This is a genomic window from Brevibacillus sp. SIMBA_040 (assembly GCF_046535075.1).
In the GTDB taxonomy this organism is placed as follows: Bacteria; Bacillota; Bacilli; order Brevibacillales; family Brevibacillaceae; genus Brevibacillus.
In genome coordinates this window covers 173,368-199,267 of sequence record NZ_JAWRXI010000011.1, presented here as the reverse complement: position 1 = coordinate 199,267, position 25,900 = coordinate 173,368, and the positions used below count along the sequence as shown (strand labels likewise).

The window sequence follows — 25,900 nt, the reverse complement described above, 5'->3', positions numbered from 1 at the left end:
GCAAGGCTTTTTTCATTTTCGGAAATGGTCTGCACTTTTCGGTTGCCAAAGAGTGTACTTTTATTTTGCCAAACACACACAAGTTCTAATTAAGACTAACGATGTGACGTCAAATGAACTTTAGATTTAATGTGGTTTTTATATGACAAGACTTTTAGATCCGACAGATGATGCCAATCTTCTTTTTTCGTTAGCAGAAATTCTTGATTTCCCTGCAGTTGATATCAGAAGGTATTTTACATCGAACATGGGCATTCTGAGAGAGGTTTCAGAAGTTGTAAATATTGATATTAGCCATTTTTTCAACTATGTTGCAAGGAAAAATGAGGTGTCGAGGTTCAATTTTGCAGATGTCTTTTTTGAAAATGTTACCCTTTCTACTCCAAATTTCTTAGCACTCTTTTCATCTCAATTGACTTGGACTCCCTAGAGCCAAGTTTTTTCTTTATTCTAAACATAGTTATAGTATTTAGGGAATAGATGGATAATTAGACCTATATATGCAAATCACTACATTTCTGAGGTGAACCAATGAACGGACAAAAATCAACAACAGTTGCTTGTTTACTTGCCATTTTTCTTGGGGGATTTGGAGCCCATTTATTTTATGTTGGAAAATACAAAAGAGCTGTTCTTTATCTGGTTTTTTTCTGGACTTATATCCCTGTTTTTCTTGGATGGATAGATCTGTTCTTTATTCCCAAATGGATGCGTCAATGGGAAGTAAAACAGCCAACACCTTATCAGGCTTTTACAAAACGGGAAACAAAGAAGCTTGTAGTAAGTCAGGGCGAACAATCGCGAAGATATGAATCTCCTCAAATAACGCCAGAGAAAAAAACAGCACTTTATTATAAAGAAACCTCAGTCATATTAGAAAAGTATGCTCACCTGAAGACCCCTGGGCATGTTTTAGCCGGAATCGAAAGTGTCTTACATCCTAACAAAAAGCAATATGAATCTGATTATGGGATTACAATTACTGTTTCATATTCAAGGGATTCAGACGATTTTCTAAAGGATTCCATTCGCTTTGCCCAAGAAGGTGGTAAGCAGTCCCCGTTTCAGCCTTTGCAAATGTATTGGACTACATTTGATAAATTAGATGCTAAGCAGAAAGGTTGGTACTTTTATTGGAGAAGTCAAGCTCTAAACGGGAATTATTTAGAAACAGATTTAAGCTATTTAATCCTATTTACTTATGAACTTATCAATTACTCCTTCAATCAAAATGCAGCATTTAACGTTTCCATGATGGTACGCCTATACGAAGAGTACAAAGACAGAATGCCTGGTTGCAAAACCTATCTGAGCGATTGGATTCATGATTTTCTACTCGAATTGGACGAAGTAGGGCTAGCAAGTGAATGGGGCTTTCAATCAACTATGAGAAGCCACACCTTATTCGATAAGATTAAGGAAAAAGAAGATAACCTTGAGTCAATCTCCATTACTCTATGGAAACCTTTTATTACGGGCTATCGAGAAACAGAATTCTTTAGACCAAACAAAAACAAAATTTATAAGGTCTTTAAGGAGAGTGTTCCATTACTTCAGAGGCTACTACAAAATGATGGGGTATCTGTAAGTAACAAATGGTTTGAGCAAATAAAAGGAACACAGAGACTTTATCTCTATAGAAGTGCGGTTATAGGAAGAAATATTGAAGGAAGAGAAAAAAAGATTGAAACAGTTGAGAGGCAATTTAATAGTGAAAAAATTCTTCATTAAAATAAGGACAGCATGGTGATGAGTTGGTGTTAAACTGGTGATAAAGTATAGCACCAATCAACCGAAATCACCTTATTACAATGACGTGCGGACGAGGGAAACCTATTTATATCAAGGTTTCAGCGGATTATAACAGATTGAATCGTAAGGCTACATTGACCCGCATACGGGGCATGTGGAGAGTGTGGCGTTGCTGATGAGATGTGAGACAGGTATCTAAGCGCTTTATAAATAAGGATTTATGCAAAGAACCCGAGTAATTGTCATATCAATAACTCGGGTTTTTAAGCTTCTTTGCGATTTTTTGCTGGCCCCATTCATTACACTAGAACAAAAGGGAATTGTACAGAAGATCCATACAATTCCCTTTTGCCTTATTTCAATTGGTTGATATCTACCTGCTTTGCTTTCATCAATTCAGCGACAATCTCTTGTTGCTGCGGAATCTCTTCTAAAAACGTTACCTCATAGCACATATCGTTCTCTACCCAAAAATAACTGATCTGGTCAGCCTCATCTGCCGAGCTGTATCGTCCATCTTGTTTATATTTTTCTGTTTTGAATACTTCTTTCCCCGCTATTTGCAAAGGAGTCGTTTTCACGTTGTTATATTCGGGTTTGAGGACCTCGTAACTATATGTACCCGTCTTTTTGAGCTCTTGATAGATGCTGGTGTCTTTCATTTGATCAAAATAGAAGCTTTCTTTCCATTTTCCTGGCTTATTGGTTCTTTCATATGTTAGTAAGAACGATTTAGATATACGTTCCGTATCCCTGTAGTAAAACTCGGCTTTTGCCGATTTAAATGTCCCAAGCAGTTCCATGGGAAGCTTTGGAGCAAATCCGAGCTTATCTTGAACGGCGCGCAAGTCTTCTGTGTCATAGACGGATGATTTGCCATGTGCTTTGGCAACATCGTTTTTGTATCGTTTCAACATGTCCTTGTCGGGGAATTTCATAGTGGAAATCACGTCTATCGCTTCTTGAGAATTATCCCAATCCCCGAGCTTATAACGAAGACCTTGTTCCTCCCAGTAATAGTTAGTCAGCGAGTCTGATACCCGGGTTAGCTTTAAGATGTTCCTTCCCATTAGATTCAGGGTTTCTTTCTGGATTCCTGAAGACTGTTGATTATCCCACAATGCGTCGCCAAAATCAGCTTCAACAGGAGTAATCAGTAGATTATACAAGCTGTGGCTATTTCCTATATATCTATTGAATTTGATATCCACCTTGGATAACTTTTTATCTTCTAGATATAGAGTAACAGAATCAAAACGTAACTCTGAAAAGTTAGGTACTTTAAACGGAATAGGCGATACCTTTACCGCTTTTTCCAAGTCTCCATAGGTACGATAGGAGGAATCGAAGAGAATGTGTTCGTCTCCTGCCTGGACAACGTTTGCGGAGCTGCTTGTCGGAACCGGTGTGGCAGCATTGGTTAACGTCGCGACCCCTAGACTGGCCACACAGACAACCGCTAGTACCGAAAATTTGTATGATCCCTTTCTAAATGCTTTAATCATAGTAATTCTCCTCGTCATTTCATTTTTGTTCGTCGTTCCCCAAAAATACAGCAGCTGGGGCTGATCCGATTTGGTCGCAAACCGCTTCAGGAAATCAATCATGGTCAAGCCATAAGGCGTCGCTTCATGCTCTCCGAGAGTCTCCAGGACGTAGGCATCACATGCGATCTCCCTGGACGCTTTCATTCTTTTCATACATATCCACACGATCGGGTTCATCCAGTGTATCATCAAGACAAAACTGCTGAGCGTATTCCACCACATATCTTTTCTTTTATAATGGGCCAGTTCATGTGACAAAATATGCAGCAGTTGAGAAGCGGGCAATTCTTTCGCGACCGCTTCGGGTATAAAGATCCACGGATGAATCAATCCAGAAATAAACGGGCTCTTTGCATAGTCGCCTGTGTAAAGCGAGATTGGTTTTTTTATACCGAATTTCCTTTGACACTCATCCATGACAGACAAAATCCGAGGGTCTGTTACCGGAGTGAGCGTTCTGCGTCGCTTTCTCAGCCTAAATAGGTAGGAAAACAAGTAGGTAATGAACGCTACCACTCCGGCCAACCAGATCGCCGATACGATTTGTACACCGAACGCATATCGAACTTGCGAGGAATGGAGTGTTTGTTTTTCGTCCCGCAGCGCGGTTATTTCAGGTTGCGCATGATTTTTTTCGGGCGTCATGCTATGATCATTTTGTGGTATTTTATTCTCTTCGCTGTTTCGAGAGATATCATGTGAGGGGCTGTATCCTTCAACATGAATCATCGAAACAGCATTTTTATATGTGTGGCAACATTAAATATGCTTGCGGGGCTGCTTGGGAAATCAGGCAAAAGCAGCCTGACTAACACAATCAGCCACAGCGCATGCTGAAGGCGGGCACTCAGATGACGGTGAAACAATCTTTGAATAACCATCACAAGTAGGGCAACTGCGCTCGCCGCTAGCGTGGAATAGAAAAACCATAAAAAAACGTTGCACAGGATCTCCATGTTTTTTTCCCTCACCGATGACTCTGGCAATTTGCAGCCTCTGTCGTTATCGTTTTTCTCCCTTTTTTTCTTCCAGTACCTTCTGTAGCTGCTCAATCTCCTTTTCGGACCAATCTCCATCTTCCAAGAAGTTGGTTACCATTAGCTTTGCCGCGCCGCCAAATACTCTGTTTACAAAGGATTTGCTTTCCGCTTTGACGCAATCTTCTTCGGAAACGGCCGGGAAGTACAGATAGCTTCTCCCCGCCCTCTCGAATCTGATTGCCTTCTTTTTCACAAGCCTGTTCAGAAAGGTGCGCACTGTCTGATCGCTCCACTCGATTTCAGCCGGTAGCTGAGCTGCGATTTCCTCAGCGGTTTTCGGATATTGCTTCCAAATGACCTTCATTATTTCCCACTCGGATTCGGATATTCTCGGAATAGTGGACATATTCTTCACCTCCTGTTGCTATAAAATTTGAATTTACAAATGTAAATTAAATATGCAAGTTGGATTTTACAAGTGTAATATTAATTTGTCAAGGAGTTCAGCGTCCGTTATTTTCGCAGATCATACTGAAATGGAACACTCCAAACAGAATGAGCAGGATACCGACAAAGGACGGGAATCTTCGGCCTGAATAACGGCGATGCCAAGAATGATCGCCCCGATCAGCCGAAAGCTCTGGAAGTTTCGGGACCTTCTTCCGAAATACGAGAGGGCAAAACGAACAAAGAATAACTTTGCCGTCCCATTTAGAGACGAAACGGCAGGTACTATCGTATCGTAGTAACACAAAAGGGTGAAAAAGCACCGAAATAGAACAGGGTATATTTTGTACACTGAAGCGAGGAGTGAAGTGTATGTTTTGGAAACGAAACAAAAAGGAACAGGAAGTTGAGCCTGTACCCGATCTCTCGTCGAACATCTATACCGTATCTGAAGAGGACTTATCGCCAGGCTTCGAAGAGGTTTATGTTCCTTTTCTTACGATTACGCTTGATGGAGAAGATGTACTTGTCTTTGCCAGGTTTATTGACGGAACAACAATGCTCTCACTTGAGGAGGCATCCGATGACGTAATCCAGTATGTGGAGAAGAGGTATGCTCAGGGACGATTAGCTTACCGTCGTATATTATGCGACAGTCTATCATCAGAAGAAGAGCAAGCGCTGGATCGCATCGAGCAGCAGCTGCAGCGGTGGATTCTGAAGAAGGATTGACTGGGGCAGGAGGAGCCGGATGAAGAAGAAAAGGAGAAACGGGCAGCCGGAGGCATGGATGGTGGATCAAGTATTTCAGCGTGATCCGTTCTCTAAACGCTTGCTAGAGGCCAGCAAAGCAAGCATGGTGTTTGCGATTTTCCTTTATGTTGTGTTGCTGGTGATTGAACTGCTGGGTTTTATAGGGTCGTGGAATTTCAACGCTTTTTTGGAGATTCAGTTTGCTACATTATTGATTTGCTTTGGTGTTTTTAGTTTGAGTGTTATTCTCGGTTTTCGGCGTTGTAAAAAGGGTGCCCTTGAACCAGAACAAATGCGTTTTGAGGGTGGGTTACTGAGATTTCGTCTCGGGGGAAAAGACGTAGAGCTGACGAAAAGCAGTATTTTGGGAGTGAACCAGCACTATTTTCGAAACCGCCACGGGAATATCCTTAGGTGGTTAGCAGTATACGATGTTCGAACTTCTGAGGGAGTCTACCGAATTGATTTGACATGCTATGAGAGAGACAACGGGGCAGGAAATTGGCTGGTGCACTGTAATGGGATGCGCAATGCGGAAAAGGTTCGCGAGTGGGAGGCAGCGAAGCAAGCGTTTCTTGCCTCGGATCGGGTGGCTTTCGGTACGAAGCTGGAGCGTATTGTTTTTGAGCAGCAGCCGCCCGCGATCACGCTGGGAAAAAGGCAGCTCGATTTATCGGCAGTCAGCCGTATTGTTGTTGATCCAACAGTTAGCGGGCAAGGGTCTTCCAATATGTATATTTCATTTATGCAGTCGAACGATAAAGAAAAGGCAATCGCATCCTTGCCCTGTCGCGTCGTTGCAGACCAATGGGACTCGTTTCTGCAGCATTTGTTTGCGATAGCGAAACGCGTCCATATACCGGTGGAGTTGAGAACAGAGGAACGGCGGGATGTGTCTCAAGTTCCATCCTGGTGGTGATAGGGGACGGGGCATGCGGAGTACCATGTCTTACTCACTAGGAAATAACATGCTCGAAGGGAGAAAATAACATGACACATAGTGATAGCAACCATGTAAAGGAATTATTGCAGGAACAACGTGAAGGACTACTCAAGACATTGAAGGCCCGTTTCGAGAAAAACATGAATCGCCATCAAGAACTTGAATGGGCAAGCATACAAGCAAAACTCGAAGCTCATACCGAAAAGCTGTGGTCGCTCCATGAAATGGAGAAAACTGGCGGTGAGCCGGATGTTGTTGATCATGACAATAAGACGGATGAATACATTTTTTACGATTGTTCAGCGGAAAGTCCGAAAGGGCGCAGAAGTGTTTGTTACGACCGTGAAGCGCTGGAGTCAAGGAAAGAGCATAAGCCACAAAATAATGCGATTGAAATGGCAGCGGCCATGGGCATTGAGCTTTTAACAGAAGAACAATACCGTGAACTACAGAAACTTGGCAATTTCGATTTGAAAACGTCGAGCTGGGTGAAAACGCCCGCTAGTATTCGAAAACTTGGCGGAGCCATCTTTTGCGATCGTCGCTATGACACTGTCTTCATGTACCACAATGGAGCTGAATCCTACTATGCCGCAAGAGGGTTCCGCGGCTCGCTAAGGGTCTAAATGAAGTCGTCTATTTTTCGTAACCCACATATGTGAACAGATGCTCACAGTCCTCTCTTTATACAAGAGAGGCTTTTTTGTTTGGACTCGTCGCAAAATGATAAGCTATATGTCGCAAACTTTCATTGAAAAGAAGACGAATCTATATAAAATAGAGAATGAAAGTCATTATCATCAAACAAATAAGAGGGGGATATGTAAGTGAAGAGAAACTACATAACAGCTCAATTAACAACAGGACTCATTTGTTTCATGCTCCTGCTGGCGGCATGCAGCTCGGGAGGAAATAGCGTCAATACGTCAAGCAGCACTGCTCCGCCACCTCCTCCGACGACTGAGGTCCAGGCCACTCCAAATCTTGAAGGAGATAGTGCTTTTCCAGTGACCATTGCGCATAAGAAGGGTGAATATACACTAGAGAAAAAGCCTGAGGTCATTGCAGTGCTAGATACCAAATTCGTCGATCAATTGGTTGCGCTAAAGGAGCAGCCGGCTGGAAGTGTGACTGCCGCTGGCTCAGATAAGGATTTTCCAGCGTATTTGAGTGATCGGCTAGGCGACGTGAAGGTACTGGGAACGAGAGATGAACCGAACCTGGAAGCGCTGGTGCAATTGAATCCGGATTTGATACTCATGACGGACTTTCAAGAAAAGGTTTATGACAATGTAAGCAAAATCGCACCGACGCTTGTGCTTGATTTTAATGAAGATTGGCGTGTGACGTTGAACACCATGGGCAAAATCATGGGCAAGCAAAAAGAGGCACAGGATGTCCAGCAAGCCTATGAAAATAAAGTTTCCAAGCTCAAGGAGCAAATTGCTGCCAAGCTGGGTAGTGATACAGTAGCTCTAATTCGCCCTAGAAAAGAAGGGATACGTATACATACCCCCAAGCATCGTACGGGGGCCATTCTTTATAACGACTTGGGCTTGAATACTCCTCCATCTGTTGCAAAGGTTGATGACACAGCGTACGAAATCTCGCTGGAAGCCATTGGAGAGGTTGGTGCCGATCATTATTTCTTGTTATCAGATGATATGTTTGCAGCGGATGTAGAAAATCTGGAAAGTACGAAAACGTGGAAATCCCTAGAGGCGGTAAAGAACAATCGGGTTTACAAGGTGGACTCGACGTTATGGATTGCCTATTATGGACCAATTGCCATCGACATGATTGCCAGCCAAGTTGCAGAAGCCTTGTTGGGACAGCGATAGGGTATGCATTCATTTCTATTGTCAGATGACTGGAAAAAGCTTATGGAGGATTACCATTTGACTATGGGAGAGGTTTCGCAGCAAAGCATAGAGGTGCAGACCTTAAGCGAGCTAATGAATGAGGAGAAATGCAGGGCGTATGTAGAATGGCTAATGGAGCATATCGGGTCTGGAAGCGTTAGGGTAGCATCCTCCATGCTAGTAAAAAGGGTAGCCAATCTGCTAGTCGCTCCAGTGCTCAGCGCCGCGACCTATTACAATAACGGAATCGGGATTCGTCCTGAGCATTGTCATCTATTTCATTTGGCTGCTCCGTCTGCTGATTCCGCTTTTCCGTATATGGTATTGTCTGATGCGCGGGTTACAGTGCCTGAAGAGAGTAGTAGAGAATCGTGGCGAGCAGGAATCGTAAAAGAATTGTTCGCAGATTGCCTGACGCCATTCCTAAAAACCGTAGCTGCAGTGGGCTCGGTATCAAAGGAGACACTGTGGGAGAATGTTATGGTGCGCATCGCGCCTGTATATAGCTACGACGAAGAGCAGGATGAAGCAACATGCCAGCGGATGCGGGACGATTTCTCTTTTCTTGCAATGAACGCTCCGGGAGAGCTGTTTGGCATGAGCAAAAATCCGCTTGCCTCGTTTGCAGAGAAAGGACAAGACGGCTGTTTCACCGGACGTAGCAGGCGTCTGACTTGCTGCCTCTACTATCAAATGGCACCAGAATATTGTTTGAAATGTCCAAAGCAGTAAATGCTGATTTCACAGATAAAAGGTCATGACAATCCAGGTTGCAATAGCGACACTACAACTAGATCGGGTAAGGGACTGCCAACATCGAAACATACGTTAATTAGCGCAGGAATTTGGACTCTAAGAACGCCTTGAAATACGAAGAAACACCGTTCATGTATCTAATCTGTTTTCGAACCCCCGCTCTCCAGATCGAGGGTTCGATCGCGTTGCGTCAGGATGCCGAAGCCTTTGGGCGCGCAAAACAGATATTTGCTGGTCCGCCATCGATGTTCGGCCAAGCAGTGGTAGGCGTCTCGTACTAAAGTGAAGCGAGTACGCGTTTGATGATCGCCTTTACGAACTGGTCGTCGATCGGTTCGCGTGAGAACCAGCGGCGGTAGAAGAGTGGCCCCAGCAGGGCTGCGACGATAGTTGACACGTCGGCGTGTGCCGACAGCTCGCCTCTGCCTACCGCGCGCTGTAGGACCTCTCGCAAGGGGGCGGCATGTCCGCGCTGAATCCGACTGTGGATTTCCGCGAACTCCGGATTGCGCTCGGCTGTGTCGACGATTGACGGCAGGACGAAGGACCAATTCGCCGTCGGTAGCAGGTGCGCGATTTCCACCAGGATAGCCGTGATGTCACCTTCGAGTGAGCCGGTGTCGGGCGTTTCCTGCTCGGCGATCATCTGTGAACAGGCGTCGATCACCAGTGCTTCACGCGTCGGCCAGTGGCGGTAGATGGTCGTCTTCGCGACCCCGGAACGACGCGCCACCTCGTCGACGGAGAAGCTAGCCACACCCCCTTCGCTAAGCAGTTCAAACGCAGTGGTCAGGATGGCATGTCGTGAACGCTCGACGCGTCTATTCAAATTGGCCGACGGCACACGTTCAGATTTCTTAGACGAAGTCACCATCTTCCCTCCAATATAAAGGTACTTAGACTTGGATTCGTTGCCTTAAAATAAAAAGTCCTTCACATTATACCATGAGAGCATCCTTGGCGCCGGGGATTTCGGTTTGCCATTTACAGCACTCCTTGTTTGTGCTTCAGTGAGGCAACGAAGCATTTTCGAGCACCATTTTTGTTAGTCGTACGGTCACTTGTATTCTCCAAGTCAATATGATACGATACGATACGGTATCGTATCGTTTTATTATTGAAAGGATGATGTCTCATGAATTTCGCTTCTGTACGCATAATTACTGACGACTTGGATCGACTCGTCGTGTTCTATGAGAAAGTCACGGGTGTTTTGGCGAAGCGCCCCGTGCCTGTCTTCGCTGAGTTCGTTCTGCCATCGTGTACCCTGGCGATCGGCCACTCCCAGACGGTGCAACTGTTCGGCGCCGGTTCCGCGCGCGCGGCCGACAACCACACCGTCATCATCGAGTTTCGCGTCCACGACGTCGATGCCGAGTATACGCGCTTGAAGCCGCTTGTCGACGAGTGGGTACAGGAACCGACCACGATGCCATGGGGGAACCGCTCTGTACTGTTTCGCGACCCCGACGGCAACCTCGTCAACCTCTTCGCTCCGGTTACCGAGGAAGCGATCGAGCGGTTCAGCGGCAGGTCTTAACGGACAGCGTTCCTGCGCTTAGAGTAATGGAGGGGAGTTTTCTAGTCTTGGTCCGCCGCGGATTCGTCCGTTTGGATTGGTTCTTATGGTCCTACAGGCATTAATCGTATTTTAGACGAGGTAGCTCACTATTTGCTTTATTCCTAAAACAAGGACCCGAGTGATTGCCAGTTCAATCATTCGGGTCTTTACGCGCTTGCCCGCCCTATTCCCATTCCCACCTCTTATGTTTTAATAAAAGAAGAAATTTTAGTTCGAGCATGACGGAAGAGGGATAACATGAAGCGTCTAACGATTGGCTTGTTTGCTCATGTGGATGCGGGCAAGACGACTTTCGCAGAACAGCTCTTATACCATACGAACAGCATCCGGTCGCGGGGCAGGGTGGATCATCAGGATGCATTTCTGGACAGCCACGACATCGAACGGGCAAGGGGTATTACCGTATTCGCCGATCAGGCGGTTATGCACTATAAGGGCGACGTTTATTATTTAATCGACACCCCAGGTCACGTCGATTTTTCCTCCGAGATGGAGCGGGCGATGGGGGTAATGGACTACGCGATCGTGATTGTCAGTGCAGTAGAAGGTGTCCAAGGTCATACCGAAACCGTCTGGCAGCTGCTGCGCAAGCATCGGATTCCGACGTTCTTTTTCATCAACAAAACGGATCGAACAGGCGCGGATGCAAACAGGACAGAGGAGGAGATTCGTCGTCAGTTGACCGGGGATGTCTGTTCCATCACGGAAGGCTTTGCGGGCGGTATCGTCGGTGAGGGGCTACGGGAGATGCTGGCGGAGCGAGACGAGTCTTTGCTGGAAGCCTTTCTGGAGGGGATGGATGACCCCACTTTTTGGCTGGGTGCCTTGCAGGAAAATATACGAGAGGGTCGTCTCTTCCCTTGCGCCTCTGGCTCGGCACTGCAGGATGAGGGCGTTGCTGAATTCCTGGATCAGCTGCACTTGTTGACGATGGTGTCTTATGATGAGAAGGCTCCGTTTGGTGGACGCATTTATAAAATTCGGTATGCCGCAAACGGTTTGAGGCAAACGTTCATCAAAGCGTTGAGCGGCATGCTAAAGGTCCGAGATCAGCTCAGCTATGAAAGTGGAGGAAATCAATACGAAGAGAAAATTACACAAATCTTATCGATTAACGGCAGCAAAACGCAGTCGGTTGAACAAGTGGCAGCTGGCGATCTGTTTGCAGTCGTCGGTTTGTCTGAGGCCGAGGCTGGACAAGGCGTGGGGCATTACGCAGACAAGTTTGCTTACGAGACTGAGCCAACGCTACAGTCGAGGGTTCAATTCGATAGCTCCCTTCATGTACAGCAGGTGCTCGGTGCATTTCGCATTCTGAATGCGGAGGATCCGTCTCTGAATCTGGTGTGGGATGAGAATCTGCAGGAAATTCACATTCGCGTCATGGGTCTGATCCAGTTAGAAGTGCTGGAGCAGATCGTGCAGGAGCGCTTTGGTTTCGCTGTTTCTTTCGGCCAACCGGAAATCTTGTATAAAGAGACGATACGATCTGCTGTGACGGGATATGGACACTTCGAACCGCTCAGGCATTATGCGGAGGTGCACCTTTTGCTTGAACCGGGGGATCGAGGTAGCGGGATTCACTTCGCTAGCGTATGTCATCCGGATGACCTAAGCTATAACTATCAAAATCTGGTCGGCTCTCATCTCTATGAGCGCGAGCATCACGGGCTGCTAACAGGCATGCCGGTCACCGATATGAAGATCACGCTGCTAAAAGGTGCTGCGCATAAAGAACATACTCATGGGGGCGACTTCCGTGAGGCCGCCTTCCGCGCGCTACGACAGGGGCTGGAAAAAGCGGATAACATGCTGTTGGAACCGTACTATGACTTCAAAATCAAGGTGGGGATCGAGCAGATCGGAAGGGTGCTGTCTGATATTCAGCGCTTCGCAGGCACGTTTGAGCCACCGCAGACATCGGATACCCATGCGGTCATTACGGGAAGGGTGCCTGTGTCCACATTCATGAACTACAGCACCGAGTTCGCTTCCTTCACGCATGGACGAGGCAGCATCCGCTGCGTGTTTGGCGGCTACGATCTTTGCCATAATGCGGAGGAAGTGATGGAGAGGAAAGGCTACAACAAGGATGCAGATCCGCTCTATACTTCCTCTTCGATCTTCTGTGCCAAAGGGGCCGGCTACTCGGTGCCGTGGGACGAGGCGGAAGCCAAGATGCATCTGTTATAAGCGGAACTGGAGTTAAGCTTTTTAGAGCAGCCTAGTAGTGTAGGCTGCTCTCTCGCTTTGTGGATTTCTCCAGCTATGATACGATAGTCCAAGAGTATCTCCCTACCGATTCGAGTAAAACCTCCAAAAAAGAGGGGAGTATGAAACCATGAATGTAGAAACGGTTATGCAGGAGCTTGAAGCTCTGGGCAAGGAACGAACAAAGAAAATATACGTATCCAATGGTGCGCACGAACCACTTTTTGGGGTGGCGACTGGCCAGATGAAACCGATCGCGAAGAAAATAAAAATCAATCAACCGTTGGCTGAGCAGCTTTACGCTACAGGGAACTACGACGCCATGTACTTTGCCGGCATTATTGCAGACCCAAAAGCGATGACAGAGGCGGATTTTGAGCGTTGGATAGATGCAGCTTATTTTTACATGCTGTCCGATTATGTGGTTGCCGTAACCTTGGCAGAAGCAGATATTGCTCAAGAGGTTGCTGATAAATGGATCGCCAGTGGCGAAGAGCTGAGAATGTCAGCTGGTTGGAGCTGTTACTGCTGGCTTTTGGGCAATCGTAAGGACAGTGAATTTTCGGAAAGCAAAATTGCTGGTATGCTTGAGACGGTAAAAAATACGATTCACGAAGCTCCTGAGCGAGCGAAATATGCGATGAATAATTTCATTTACACCGTGGCTGTATCCTATATGCCGCTCCATGATAAGGCGGTCGAGACCGCAAAGGAAGTAGGTCCGGTAGAGGTCAAGCAAAATAATGGAAAAAGCAAGTTCCTGCTCGCTTCTGAAAATATTCAAAAGGCAGTAGATAAAAACCAGCTTGGCTTCAAACGCAAATATGTAAGGTGTTAAACGACGATTGATAGATATGAATACCTAAGCGCCATCATAGGCTGCTAAGAAAATGGAGTGCTCGAACCCGTCTGGGTCAGCGCTCTTTTTTTACGGAGCAGATGGATTTGCATGGATGAAACCCATACGAACAGCATTCGGTCGCGGGGCAGGAGGGATAATCAAGATGCTTTTCTGGACAGCCACAACATCGAATGGGAAAGGGGTATTACAGCATTCGCAGATCAGGCGGTTATGCACTATTTTTACCGTAATGCTATCGTCACTTAACAAATGGTATACTGAGATATAAACCTAAATACATATGCGAAGAGGTTATACACGGATTAGGCTGCTGAACAGGCGGATGGGCATAAATTTGCTAACCTAATTAGGAGGAAATAAATGTAATGAATGACATACATCAGTTTGCACTCCCGATCGGTGTCATCGGAGAGAGAATTCGCTCAAAAAGAAAAGAGTCGAATTTGACCGTGGACGAGGTTGCAGAGAAAATTGGGTTAAGCCAGAGTATGGTTTCCCAACTGGAAAGAGGAAAAGCCAAGCCTTCCCTGGATACGTTGTGGAAATTAAGCATCATTTTCGATGTATCCCTTTCCTATTTTTTTGAGGGAATCAAGAAAAACTCTGTTTTCTTCTCCAGACGGGAAGAGCAAGAGATTCTAACAATGAGGCATCCGAATGTTAAATATAGAGTGCTGGCTCCATTAACGGGTACAAAGCTTGAGTTTTTTGAAATTACCGTCAGCCCTGATCGCGGGGAAGAAGTCCCGCTGCTGCCCCACCAAGGGGAGGAAGGCGGTATCGTTTTGCAAGGAGAAATAGAGGTCACAATCGGCGATGAAAAATACGTATTGAAGCAAGGCGACAGTATTTATTTCGATAGCACCAAGCCCCATGCATTTCGGAATCCGGGAAAAGATCCCGCAGTTGCCATCTGGACGGGAACGCCGTGGGGACCGGTAGATGAAAGCTGATGTGTGATATGGCCGAGCATGAACAAAAATGGGTATGTACCCCTCGTGGTGATGAGGAAGTCTGTCTGAAAGGATAGGCTTACCGTTGTCGGCCACGAGGGTTTTTTGTTGCCGTGAAGCAGACAGTGACTCGCTCAAATTGGGAAAAGTAACGATATAATTAGCTGAATAAAGAGAATATAAATATACGTTATAAAAAATTAATCATATTAATTTTTATCTTGATTTACACAATGGAATTGTTATTATATTAAATGTAATTAATTTTTTGACAATGAAAGGAGCCGCATCTCCGAAAGAGAGAACAACTTTTTGTAGGAAGATCAAACGATCATAAGGGAGGTTAACTAAATGGAGTACGGTATTCTGTCGCTCATACCACCGCTAGTAGCCATTGTCTTTGCTCTGAAAACGAAGCAGACCTTATTGTCCTTATTTGCAGGTGTTTGGGTGGGCGCTACGATCCTCCATGCGTGGAATCCGATTGAAGGGCTCATCCGAGTTATTTCCGACTTCGTGGTCCCATCTGTCAGTGATAAGGGAAACGCATCGCTGCTCATTCTCGTTTGCCTTGCCGGGGGATTTATCTACAGCTTGAAAGTTTCGGGAGCAGCCGAATCGTTTGCCAGGATTATTACCAAAAAAATTAACACCAAGAAAAAAGCTCAACTGATGACGTGGGCATGCGCGTTTTTGTTTTCCTATACAGAACCCATTCTGATTTTAGGAACGGTGATGCGGCCCATCACAGACAAGGTAAAAGTCGCACGGGTAAAGCTGGCATACATTCTCCATTCGATGGGCGGACCGCTTGCTTCCTTTTCTCCCATCAGTAGCTATGGACCCTTTATCATAGGGTTGATTGCTCCTCAGCTTGTCGCTCTCCAGTTAAGCGACAATCCATGGTCGGTTTACCTTGATATGTTCGCCTTTAATTTGTACGGATTGTTTGCGATGCTTACGGTTACCTTTGTTGTGCTCACCGGTTTTGATATTGGCGGAATGTACAAAGCCCAAAAAAGGGCTGATGAGACTGGGGAATTGATTGGGGAAAATGATATCCCGATGGTCTCAGAAAAAGAGGAAAATCCGCTGCCTCCCGACTATCGTCCTAGCTTGTGGAATTTCCTCGTTCCTATGTGTCTTCTTTTTGTCGGAATATTCTTTGTTATTTTTTGGACGGGCGAGGTTGGTAAGAACGGTTTTGTAGGCGCTTTCTTGAATGGAGACATTGTTACTGCTATTTCCGTCGGTTTTTTGGCAGGAGCTGTTGGGGCGTCCACGATGGCGATAGTGACTCGTTTGCGAACCTTTCAGCAATCTGTAGATGATTGGGTAAAAGGGGTCAAACAGATGATGAATGTCCCACTGATCCTGGTCATGGTATGGTCGATCGGCTCTGTCACTAGCAAAATGGGTGTGGGTGTATACATTACCCAGCTTATTGATGGATTTTTACCTGTCAGTATTGTTCCTGCCTGCATTTTTGTGATTGGAGCTCTCATTTCGTTTGCGACCGGAAGCTCGTGGGGAGTTTGGGCCATTCTCATGCCGATTGCCATTCCTATGGCACACAGCCTTGATTTGTCGCTTCCGTTAGTTATCGGCGCGGTGATCAGCAGCGGCCTGTTTGGAAACCACTGCTCGCCAATTGCGGATACTACCGTCATGACCGCAACAGCAGCCGCATGCGACAACATCGAGCACGTCCGTACACAATTGCCTTATGCGCTCATTATTGCAGCGACAACCGTCTGCGGATTTTTGATCGGAGGAATGACAGGCCAAGCCATTCCGAGTCTGTTCGGACAGGCTGTTTTGATCGTCATTGTATTCTGGATCTTGAACAAAAAAGTGAGAAAGAAGGCAAGAGTAAAGCAAAGCGTTGGAACGATAGTGTAAGACGGAATGGAACGAAATTAAAAGGAGGTTTTTTTACATGCTGGATATTATCATTTACAACGGTACCGTGATTACGATGGAAGGGGAAGGCGTAGGCGCCATTCAAAATGGTGCTGTCGGGATCAGAGGCAACCTCATTGAAGTCGTGGGAGAAACGTCAGAGGTAATAAAAAACTACAAAGCCCACCGCTATGTAGATGCGTATCACAAAGTCGTCATGCCGGGACTCATCGATGCCCATACCCATTCTGGAATCGCCTTACTGAGAGGTTTGTCACAAGATACGGACAACTGGATGGAAAAAGGGTTATGGCCCTTCCACAAAGTGCTGACACCAGAAGATCGGGTAGCAGGTTCCTTGGTCAACATCATCGAAGGGCTGAAAGCCGGAACGACCACCTTTTGCGACTATGACGAACCGATGCGCGAGATTGTAAAAAATCATGCCATGATTGGAACAAGAGCCAGAGTCTGCGATATGGTGAACGAGCTTCCGGATGACTTGAGCGATGTGAAGGTAGGCGAGCTGTACACATTCGACCCGGCGATCGGCCAACGAAAGCTGAAGGAAAATATTGCACTCATCGAGGAATGGCACGGAAGGGAGAATGGGCGCATCACTTGCTTATTGGGTCCCCAGGGGCCAGATATGATGTCAAAAGAGCTCCTGCTCGAAATAAAAGAGCTGGCTAACAAATATGATACAAGCATTCATATGCATGTGGCTCAGGGAGATCGGGAAATCAATCAAATGGTAAAACGGTATGGAAAGAGGAGCATTCCTTTCCTGGAAGAGCTTCAGTATCTGGATGAGCGTCTCATGGCTGTGCACCTCACAGAGGCCACACGCGAGGAAACTCATGTACTTGGGCGCTCCGGTGCTGCAATGATCCTGTGTTCAGGCAGCATCGGGATTATCGACGGGATCGTTCCACCTGCAGCCGAGTTTTTGGAGGTAAGCAATCGATTGGCACTCGGATCAGATCAGGCGCCAGGCAACAATTGCAACAATATGTTTAATGAAATGAAATTTACAGCAATATTAAATAAATGCAAATCGAAGGACCCGCGCGTTTTCCCATCGTGGAAGGTCTTGCGCATGGCTACGATTGATTCCGCAAAAGCGATCGGTCTGGAGCATGAGATCGGTTCTTTGCGTACAGGCAAAAAGGCGGACATCATCATTGTTGATTTCGACAGCCCTAACCTCGTTCCGATCATCCAGGAACCGATTCGCAATATCATTCCGAATCTTATCTATTCTGCAAAAGGAAGCGAAGTAGAGACAGTGATTATTGACGGAAAGTTCGTCATGGAGAATCGCGTGGTTTTAACGGTTAATGAAAAGCAAGCGGTGAGAAAAGCGCATGAAGCGGCAGCAGAGCTGGCGGAAAGAGCGAAAGATTCGTTTCATAAAATGGACACGCCGATCGCCAACATGATGAAGAACGGATATTTATAAGGAACGGATAAAGAGGATGCCATGCTACTATCCGGTGTAATTTTGATTGCAGCCTTTTTGCTGGCGAATTCTGTATTTGCTTTTCAGGTGAAGTACATGGGGGATGGCTTTTCGGATATTGTAAAGTACCAACTGTATGTATTGCCTGTCTTTTTTATCGTCAACCTTTTACTCGGTGTGGGATTTAAAATCGGATACAAATATTTAAATAATATGACTGTTGTTTTGGCAGTCGGCAAAGGAATAGAAATTGCGACCTTGCTCGTCGTTTCCTATTTGTTTTTTGCAGAAGTCCCTTCCCTGAAGGCTTTGTTGGGATTAGGATTTGTAGTGGTAGGTCTGACGCTGGTGAAAATGTAGAAAAGAAGGAGACACACGGCTTGCGGAGTTAGCCGAGAAAAATATGGATCAACTGTAAGGAGAGGGGCGGTCACTAAGCTGACTGCCCTTTTTGCTTGTCCGCCGCGCATTACTGTCCAAGGTTGTCATAATCAGAGCAATAGACTAATGTAGTGTTTATAATAATGATTATCAATATCATAGTGAGGTCGCTTGGTAACAACGATCAAACGTACAGGAGGTGGGGATGTATGACCAAAAAAGAGCAGAGCCAAAACGAAGCGCACAGCACCACTACTCGCATGTCACTGGATGAGGTTCGTGCGTATATGGTTGGCCATTTCGCTGAAGCCATGTCAATCCATGATCTGGCGAAATTAACCGGACACAGTCCAAACTATTTTGGAGAAGCGTTCAAGAAAGCATATGGACACAGTGTCATGGAATATTTGACGGAGCTACGCATCGGTAAAGCCAAAAAGCTGCTTCGCAATTCGGATTTGTATATGCACGAGGTCGCGCGCAAGGTCGGCTTCACCGATGAGTTCTATTTCAGTAGAAAGTTCAAGAAGGTAGTGGGCACCTCTCCTTCTGCATACAGCAGGGAAGCTCGCAAGCGGGTAGCGGTCACATCCTCTGCCGCCTTCGGAAATCTGCTCACACTTGGCGTTATCCCGGTCGCAGCTCCACTTGATCCCAAATGGACCCCCTATTATCACTACTACTACGAGGACATGATCGAGGTGCGAATAGGCTCTTCCGGACCTGACATGGACATGGAGGAAGAAAGCTTCAGGAAACTGCTTGCGGCAAGACCTGACGTCCTGATTGTACAGCATGATCACGATGACCAAGTTCGCGAGCGGCTTATGTCCTCGGGGATCGAATGCGTCATTATGGAATCGACGAAGTGGCAAGAGCAATTGCGACAAATAGCGGAGATATTGGACAAGCAAGAGCTTTGTGAGCATTGGATTGACGTCTATGGGTCCAGAGCTGTTCAAGCCAGGGAAAGTATAAGCCACGCTGCCGGAGATGATGTATTTGTCACGCTGCGTATCTTAGGCGAGCAAATCTTTCTCTACAGCAACAGAGGAATACGCGACGTGTTGTATCGGGATCTGGCACTGCAGACGATTCCCGAGCTCAAGGAACGATGCAATGAACCAATCACGCTCGAACGGTTGCTGTGCATCAATCCTGACCGGATGCTGCTGTTGATTTGCCCGGATGCGGATACACGAAAGTTCTGGCTTTCCTTGCAGTATCACACACAGTGGAGAGGGCTGAATGCGGTCAAGAACGGGCAGATGTATGTCATCCCCTCTAATCCGTGGTTTGAATATTCCGCGATCGCGGTCAATCGGATGCTGGAAGAGACGTCGCTGATGCTAACAGGGAAAAATCCAGCCCCTTCCCCTGTTCCTGTCCATGGAGTCACGCGGGGGATGCCTTTATAATTCCTTTGTGCGAGAATGATTATCACTTGGAGGGAGCTTTTTTATGATCAACATGGTTAACCAGCGGAGTCGACATGCTCGCAAGTTGCTCGTCATGTCTTCGGTCCTGGTGCTGGTATCAGGACTGCTTGCCGCATGCGGCACGAATACAGCCAACCAAGGGGCCAAACAGGAGGCAGCAGCAACGAGCAATTCAACAGAAGCGGCCAAAAATACGGAAGAAAAAGAGAGCGTCTACCCACTGACGATAAAGGACGAGCTTGGTCATGAGGTGACGCTTCCATCCAAGCCAACTAAAATCTTTGCCCCGATCATGGAGGATTCCCTGGTTACCCTAGGGATCAAGCCGACGATGCAATGGTCCAACGGCGTTAGCCCGCAGGAGTATTTACAGGATCAGCTCGGCAGTGTACCGCAGATCAGCTTTGCTGGCGGGCTGCCTTCCTTTGAGGCGGTTCTGGATTCGCAGCCGGAGCTCATTATTTTGCACAATTCGTATGCATCCGAGAGTGGTGCGTATGAAAAATATGCGAAGATCGCTCCCACGTATGTGTTCAAGAGCGCAACAACCGATTTGAACAGCTCACTTCGCACTCTGGGAAAATTGCTGGATGAGTCGGACAAGGCAGAGCAGGCGATAAAAAGCTATGCCGACAAGGCCGCAAGTGCAAGGACAATGCTGGAAGGGAAAATAAAAGGGAAAAAAGCAGTGATCATTCGCTTTAATGCAAAAGGCATGTTTTTCATGAATAGCAATTATTTCAGTGGCTATGTGCTGAAAGCTGATTTGGGCTTCGAGGAAAGCGACCTGGTGAAAGACGGGGCTCTTGAAGTTTCCCTGGAAATTTTGCCTGAGCTGGATGCTGATTATATTTTTCTCATCAACGATGGCAATCAGGGAGATCGTTATTTCAATGAGCTGCGTAAAAGTGAAGTGTGGAAGAACGTTCCCGCAGTGAAAAACGGTCATGTATTCGAAACGTCAAAGGACTATTGGCTGAGCGGCGGGTTTATTGCCCACGGCAAAGTGATTGACGATGTGGTGGGATTCCTTCAGCCATGAGCAGAATGACAGAAAGACCTCATATCCCACAGCATTGGTTTGAATATCGGATGACTTCGAGCAGGAATCTTGATTATCGGATTTTGATTGCCACGCCAACAGAAGAACCGCCGTCAAAAGGATACGCGGTCATCTATGCATTGGATGGTGATGCACTATTTCAGACTCTTGCCGAGGCAGTCAAGCTGCAGACACGCAAGCCGAAGGGCTATGACCCCATTCTGGTGGTTGGGATTGGTTATCCATCAGAGGAGCCATTCGATATGGAGCGTCGTTGCCGCGACTTTACGATGCAGATCGACCGAGCAGCGCTTCCTGAGCGACCGGATGGCAGGTCGTGGCCTCCAAACGGGGAAGCAGACCAGTTTCTCGATTTTCTCGAGTTTGAATTGATGCCCGCTATCGCCAAGGAATGGTCGATTGATCCAGCCCGGCAATTGATAGTTGGACATTCTCTTGGAGGATTGTTTTCGCTGCATGCCTTGTTCACAAGATCGCATCTGTTCACGCATTATGCTTCTGGCAGTCCTTCCGTCTGGTGGGGCAATAACGAGGTGCTAAAGGAGCTGGAACAGTTTAAAGCGTGCTGGCAAGGCGAGGATCAGCGCCATCTCTTGCTGACCATTGGCGCAGAGGAGCTAGAGGATATGGTGAAAGGTGCGGAAGAGGTCGCCCAGGGTCTGAGCCCACTCGTAGAAAAAGGGCTGCATCTGGAGTGGATAAAATTTACGGGAGAAGATCATGTGAGCGTTCTTCCCGCTATGCTCAGTCGTCTACCCCGATTTTTAAGGTCAAATTAAGGCACTACTGTCAATCTACTTCTGCTTCATGTTCAAGCACGCAGTTCTTACATGAACCAAGGAGAGTACCAAGTTGGTACTCTCCTTTCTCATCGCTTTTTATTGATACAACTGGTCGCTCTTTCCTGCAACTGGATTCTGATATTGACTTAAAAATTGTTGAATTCTATCCTGCTCCTCAGGGACTACCTGATACATCGCACCAACCTTTTGTACCATAGCTGGATTAGCTGATTCAAGCGGGTAATATCCTTTTTGCACCATGTATTGCCATACATCGTAGGCATGTGAGCAACTCATCATAAAAGCTGTCTGACAAAAAGAACGAATTTCCGGATTAGCCATTTCCATAGCCGACCAAGCGTATTCACGACCAGCACGTTTGAGGGTTAATAAATAGGCGGTTGCCATTTCCCGATCGTTAAAATCCTGCACAGAGATTCTTGGTTGAACGGGGGGATACTGGTTTACATTTGAACTTGTGAAATCGCTTAGTTTTCCATCCTCTTTTAGAAGAGGGAGTTCCTTTCTAGCTCCCACCACTTGATTTAAAAACTCAACTTTCATATTGTAATCACGGACATGCAAGGGAAAATGCCTTTCGACTATACTTTTCAATTCGGGATCTTGAATGTGATCTATCATATAAGCCATGTTTGTTATTGAATTAACACAACTCATAGTCAATTCATTTAAGTCATGCAGTTCATGATCAGCTAGTTGCATTTCGGCATTCTCCTTTAATTTGGAAATTTTACCTCCCTATTTTGCTTAATACCGTTACTTTTTATCCAGTAACAGTAATTATTGCGCGATTCTCTCCGTAAGTTTCTGACCAAAAGGATCGGTCGTCAATTTCTTCAGACACCGATCCTTTAGGTGTTGTTGATCAGACTCCGTCTGGAGAAGGATGCCAAAATACATCGTCTGCACGATTCAACCGTGCCCGTTTGGCATATAATGGAATTTAAGGACAAGTGCGACAATAACTCGCATTTTTTCAGACTCGGGTGCCCAGCGGAACCATAAAATACGATTCGAGGAGACGTAATCATTGAAAAAGTTAATCGAATTCAAAAATGTAACGAAGGAATACAAAATAGGAGAAGTGCCAATCAAAGCTCTGAACGGTGTTGATTTTTCCATCTCGGAGGGAGAATTCGTTGTTATTTTGGGGGCAAGTGGTGCCGGTAAAAGTACGATTTTGAACATACTTGGCGGGATGGATACGGCTACTACAGGTCAAGTTTTTGTGGGTGATCAAGAAGTAACCAGATTGAGCGAAAAAAAATTAACCCAATATCGCGGTGAGAAGATTGGCTTTGTCTTTCAATTCTATAACTTAATTCCGAATTTAAACGCTCTGGAAAATGTGGAATTTGCCACTGAAGTATGCAAAAACCATCTGGATGCGAAGGATATTTTACATAAAGTAGGACTCTCGGATCGTATCAAGAACTTCCCTTCCCAGCTCTCAGGAGGAGAACAGCAAAGAGTTGCGATCGCCAGAGCTGTAGCCAAAAATCCTTTGCTTTTACTCTGCGATGAACCAACCGGAGCTTTGGATTATGTGACGGGTAAGTCCGTCTTACAGCTTCTGCAAGATTTGAACCAGGAAACAAAAAAATGCGTCGTTTTGGTCACACATAATTCTGCGATTGCTCCTATGGCTGATAAAGTAATTAAGGTGAAAAGTGGAAGGATCGATAGCATTACGATAAATACGGAAAAACAAAGTGTCGAAGGGATCGAGTGGTGAGAATGAAATTATTTTTAAAATTAGGCAGAGATATCAAACAATCGATCGGGCAATTTATCGCCTTTGTTTTGGTTATCGCAGTAGGAGCTTTTTTCTATGCGGGGCTGGTCACTTATAGCGATAATCTTAGTGCTTATACGGAAGCTTACTTTAAAGAGCATCATGTAAGTGATCTGAATGTGTATTACAGTCAAATCTCCCAAAATGATGTGGCTGCTTTGAGCAAAGTGGAGGGCATCCAAAAAATAGAGGGACGGTACACTTTTGACGCCACGCAAGCCTTTGATGGCTATAAAGCTTCTATTAAAATTCATTCCATCCCTTATGAAAATGAAATTACTACGCCTACAATGATCGAGGGCAGGATTCCGTCCAAAAAAGAGGAGATCTTACTCGATTCCCACTATGCAAAAGAACATGATTATCATGTAGGTGATCAAATCAGTCTAAGAGCGAATGAAAGAGACTTTACGTTTACCATTAGCGGCTTGGGTGAGAATGTTGAACATGCCAAAAAGAACGAAATACAAGACCATAAAACGTACGGAATCGCTTATATTGCGGAAGAAATAATACCTGAAATCGCAAATGGGTTTACCTACAATGAAATCATGATTAATGCAAAGGAAGGCTACGATATTGACTTAGTAGGCAAATCGATTGAAGCACAATCCAAAGGGCTTCCTTATGTAAGCCAAGTAAGCAAAGAACGGTCTTTTAGTTATTCTAAAATAAATGAAACGATACATAATAATAAATTGATGAGCAAGGTTATCCCTTTCATTCTCTTTTTGATTGTAGCCATTATTCTCTTTCTTACGATGTCTAGGATGATCGATTCTCAAAGAAATCAAGTCGGTATTATGAAGGCTTTGGGCGTTAAAAACAGAAGCATCATGCTTCATTACATGGGATACCCAGTGCTTGCCGGCATAGTAGGCACTGTGATCGGCTGTGTCGCTGCTGCTATTGTATTTATTCCACTCGTAACGGCGTCGAGCGCCAGAGCCTACTCATTGCCTGGCATTACATACTCCCTTTCTATTTATTCTTTCATTCCTCCAATGATCCTCTCCAGTGCTTTCGGGATTCTGGCGTGTTACTTCAGTGGTAGAAGCATCTTAAAAGAACGTGCAGCTCAGGCTATGCGTCCGAAACCGCCAAAGAAGATGAAAAAGCTTTGGATTGAAAGAATTCCGGGCATTTGGAGTCATATTTCCTACAGCTACAAGCTCATTTTGAGAAATATATTTTTAAATAAGCAAAAGGCTTTAGCGAGCTCAATTGGTGTTATCGTAAGCACTGTTTTATTGATAACGGCTTTTGGCACACAAACGGCGTTGCTAAAGGTAGCGAACCAAATTGAAGATGTTTATACCTATGATTTACGAGTAGATTATACGGTGGGAACGGCTTCTAATGCGGTTAAACCACCCTTTGGCATAAAAAGTAGCTTTTCTTTAGCGACCTATCCTGTTGAATTCATCAAAAATGATGAAAAAGAAAAAGCCACCTTCGTTGTTACGGAAAAAGAAAACAATCTCATCCATTTCTTTGACGACAATGACAATCGGTTATTTTTAGAAGATAATGGCGTGCTGGTACCCAAATCCTATGCTGACAAATATCAGATTGCAGTAGGCGATAGCATCAAATTAAAATTCGTTGCGCCAGAGCTAAAAAATAAATCGGTAGACATGAAGGTTATACATATATCAACCCAATATTCGAATCCTTCGTTTTATGGCACACCAGCCTATTTAAAGAGCTTCAACATCGACTACAGTCCAACCTCGCTTTTAGTTGAAGCAGACAGCTTTGTAGATCTGATTAACGTGCTAAGCTTCTTTGAACAAGATCCGCATGTTGGTACCATTACAGACAAGAATGATTTAAAGAAATCTGCTGAATACATTTTGAAGCAAAATAGTTTTGTATTTATCATGTTTATCATTAGTGCCGTCATCCTCTCCTTTGGCGCCATCTATACGATATCCTCCATAAATATTTATGAAAGGAATCGCGAGCTTGCAACACTTAAGGTGCTAGGCTATCAAAAAAGTAAAATAAACAGGCTGATCTTTTTTGAAAATATCATCCTGACGACATTTGCGGTCATTGTAGCTCTGCCCATAAGTGGCTATGTGTATTTGATTGTAGTAAGAGCACTGTCTAGCAGCCATCAACAAATACCCGATCAATTAAATATGCTTGTCCTGCTGGTATCTGTTATTCTTGCCTACGTACTTACGATTCTTTCTAACTTGCTGCTTAGGAGAAAAGTAACCAATATCAATATGATTGAGTCGTTGAAGAGCGTAGAATAGAAATTTTATGCTTACACTTCCGATGTAGGGGTAGTCACTTAGGTGGCTGCCTTTTTTGATTGTGCTAAGCGAGAGGAAGAGATCCATGCACACTTTGATTTATAACGATTCTTTACCTATTCATTGATGTGTCGTTCTCT

At 45.5% G+C, this 25,900-nt stretch carries 24 protein-coding genes; 19 read left to right on the top strand and 5 right to left on the bottom strand.

Annotated elements, in window-relative coordinates; translation table 11 throughout:
* Positions 1–142: 142 nt before the first annotated feature.
* Positions 143–430 (top strand): hypothetical protein, encoded by a 288-nt coding sequence (locus SB752_RS20165; RefSeq protein ID WP_410717354.1) that lies wholly within the window; start codon positions 143–145, stop codon positions 428–430.
* A gap of 101 nt (positions 431–531) precedes the next feature.
* Positions 532–1,731 (top strand): TerB N-terminal domain-containing protein, encoded by a 1,200-nt coding sequence (locus SB752_RS20160; protein WP_410717353.1) that lies wholly within the window; start codon positions 532–534, stop codon positions 1,729–1,731.
* Positions 1,732–2,105: 374 nt separating this feature from the next.
* Here SB752_RS20160 and SB752_RS20155 read toward each other — a convergent pair whose 3' ends face one another.
* Genes SB752_RS20155 through SB752_RS20145 form a run of 3 tightly spaced genes read right to left on the bottom strand, consistent with a single transcriptional unit; the run spans position 2,106 to position 4,685 of the window.
* A complete protein-coding gene (locus SB752_RS20155) occupies positions 2,106–4,028 on the bottom strand; it encodes a M56 family metallopeptidase (protein WP_410717352.1) in 1,923 nt (640 codons plus the stop codon).
* Positions 4,025–4,255, bottom strand: a complete 231-nt coding sequence (locus SB752_RS20150; RefSeq protein WP_410717351.1) for a M56 family metallopeptidase — start codon at positions 4,253–4,255, stop codon at positions 4,025–4,027. Before SB752_RS20150 ends, SB752_RS20155 begins: the two co-directional genes overlap by 4 nt.
* A gap of 46 nt (positions 4,256–4,301) precedes the next feature.
* Positions 4,302–4,685, bottom strand: a complete 384-nt coding sequence (locus SB752_RS20145; RefSeq protein WP_410717350.1) for a BlaI/MecI/CopY family transcriptional regulator — start codon at positions 4,683–4,685, stop codon at positions 4,302–4,304.
* 413 nt (positions 4,686–5,098) lie between these two features.
* Between SB752_RS20145 and SB752_RS20140 the strand changes: the two genes are divergently transcribed.
* The 5 genes from SB752_RS20140 to SB752_RS20120 all read left to right on the top strand — a co-directional run bounded on the left by SB752_RS20140 (position 5,099) and on the right by SB752_RS20120 (position 9,016).
* The gene (locus tag SB752_RS20140; RefSeq protein WP_410717349.1) at positions 5,099–5,458 is read left to right on the top strand and encodes a hypothetical protein; all 360 of its coding nucleotides are present in this window, start codon (positions 5,099–5,101) and stop codon (positions 5,456–5,458) included.
* Positions 5,459–5,477: 19 nt separating this feature from the next.
* The gene (locus tag SB752_RS20135) at positions 5,478–6,398 is read left to right on the top strand and encodes a hypothetical protein (protein ID WP_410717348.1); all 921 of its coding nucleotides are present in this window, start codon (positions 5,478–5,480) and stop codon (positions 6,396–6,398) included.
* A 71-nt stretch (positions 6,399–6,469) separates the two neighbouring features.
* Positions 6,470–7,048, top strand: coding sequence for a DUF4256 domain-containing protein (locus SB752_RS20130; protein WP_410717347.1), 579 nt, complete (start codon positions 6,470–6,472; stop codon positions 7,046–7,048).
* Between the two features lie 201 nt (positions 7,049–7,249).
* Complete coding sequence (locus SB752_RS20125; protein ID WP_410717346.1) at positions 7,250–8,263, top strand: ABC transporter substrate-binding protein; 1,014 nt, start codon at positions 7,250–7,252, stop codon at positions 8,261–8,263.
* A 57-nt stretch (positions 8,264–8,320) separates the two neighbouring features.
* On the top strand, positions 8,321–9,016 hold the full coding sequence (locus tag SB752_RS20120; protein WP_410717345.1) for a ferric iron reductase: 696 nt from the start codon (positions 8,321–8,323) through the stop codon (positions 9,014–9,016).
* Between the two features lie 301 nt (positions 9,017–9,317).
* On the opposite strand, the gene SB752_RS20115 is transcribed toward SB752_RS20120, so the two are convergent.
* Positions 9,318–9,914, bottom strand: coding sequence for a TetR/AcrR family transcriptional regulator (locus tag SB752_RS20115; protein WP_410717344.1), 597 nt, complete (start codon positions 9,912–9,914; stop codon positions 9,318–9,320).
* Positions 9,915–10,175: 261 nt separating this feature from the next.
* Here SB752_RS20115 and SB752_RS20110 point away from each other — a divergent pair, with 261 nt between their 5' ends.
* The 10 genes from SB752_RS20110 (at position 10,176) to SB752_RS20065 (ending at position 21,674) form a co-directional block, all read left to right on the top strand.
* Complete coding sequence (locus tag SB752_RS20110) at positions 10,176–10,580, top strand: VOC family protein (RefSeq protein ID WP_410717343.1); 405 nt, start codon at positions 10,176–10,178, stop codon at positions 10,578–10,580.
* A gap of 279 nt (positions 10,581–10,859) precedes the next feature.
* Positions 10,860–12,815 carry a GTP-binding protein gene (locus SB752_RS20105; protein WP_410717342.1) on the top strand — a complete coding sequence of 652 codons (1,956 nt, stop codon included), beginning with the start codon at positions 10,860–10,862 and terminating at the stop codon, positions 12,813–12,815.
* Between the two features lie 148 nt (positions 12,816–12,963).
* Complete coding sequence (locus tag SB752_RS20100; RefSeq protein WP_410717341.1) at positions 12,964–13,671, top strand: DNA alkylation repair protein; 708 nt, start codon at positions 12,964–12,966, stop codon at positions 13,669–13,671.
* Positions 13,672–14,060: 389 nt separating this feature from the next.
* Complete coding sequence (locus SB752_RS20095; protein WP_410717340.1) at positions 14,061–14,648, top strand: helix-turn-helix domain-containing protein; 588 nt, start codon at positions 14,061–14,063, stop codon at positions 14,646–14,648.
* Between the two features lie 351 nt (positions 14,649–14,999).
* The gene (locus SB752_RS20090; protein ID WP_410717339.1) at positions 15,000–16,550 is read left to right on the top strand and encodes a Na+/H+ antiporter NhaC family protein; all 1,551 of its coding nucleotides are present in this window, start codon (positions 15,000–15,002) and stop codon (positions 16,548–16,550) included.
* 37 nt (positions 16,551–16,587) lie between these two features.
* Positions 16,588–18,012: an amidohydrolase family protein gene (locus SB752_RS20085; protein ID WP_410717338.1), complete on the top strand. Its 1,425-nt coding sequence runs from the start codon at positions 16,588–16,590 to the stop codon at positions 18,010–18,012.
* A gap of 21 nt (positions 18,013–18,033) precedes the next feature.
* Positions 18,034–18,372, top strand: a complete 339-nt coding sequence (locus tag SB752_RS20080; protein ID WP_410717337.1) for a hypothetical protein — start codon at positions 18,034–18,036, stop codon at positions 18,370–18,372.
* A 230-nt stretch (positions 18,373–18,602) separates the two neighbouring features.
* Positions 18,603–19,811 carry an ABC transporter substrate-binding protein gene (locus SB752_RS20075; RefSeq protein WP_410717336.1) on the top strand — a complete coding sequence of 403 codons (1,209 nt, stop codon included), beginning with the start codon at positions 18,603–18,605 and terminating at the stop codon, positions 19,809–19,811.
* A 43-nt stretch (positions 19,812–19,854) separates the two neighbouring features.
* Positions 19,855–20,874: an ABC transporter substrate-binding protein gene (locus SB752_RS20070; protein WP_410717335.1), complete on the top strand. Its 1,020-nt coding sequence runs from the start codon at positions 19,855–19,857 to the stop codon at positions 20,872–20,874.
* Positions 20,871–21,674, top strand: coding sequence for an alpha/beta hydrolase (locus tag SB752_RS20065; protein WP_410717334.1), 804 nt, complete (start codon positions 20,871–20,873; stop codon positions 21,672–21,674). The genes SB752_RS20070 and SB752_RS20065 overlap by 4 nt, the downstream gene beginning before the upstream one ends.
* Positions 21,675–21,773: 99 nt before the next feature.
* Here the strand turns inward: SB752_RS20065 and SB752_RS20060 are convergent, their stop codons facing one another.
* A complete protein-coding gene (locus tag SB752_RS20060; RefSeq protein WP_410717333.1) occupies positions 21,774–22,400 on the bottom strand; it encodes a spore coat protein in 627 nt (208 codons plus the stop codon).
* Between the two features lie 328 nt (positions 22,401–22,728).
* Between SB752_RS20060 and SB752_RS20055 the strand changes: the two genes are divergently transcribed.
* Both SB752_RS20055 and SB752_RS20050 read left to right on the top strand, forming a co-directional pair.
* On the top strand, positions 22,729–23,433 hold the full coding sequence (locus tag SB752_RS20055) for an ABC transporter ATP-binding protein (protein WP_410717332.1): 705 nt from the start codon (positions 22,729–22,731) through the stop codon (positions 23,431–23,433).
* Between the two features lie 2 nt (positions 23,434–23,435).
* Positions 23,436–25,760 (top strand): ABC transporter permease, encoded by a 2,325-nt coding sequence (locus SB752_RS20050; RefSeq protein ID WP_410717365.1) that lies wholly within the window; start codon positions 23,436–23,438, stop codon positions 25,758–25,760.
* Positions 25,761–25,900 lie beyond the last annotated feature (140 nt).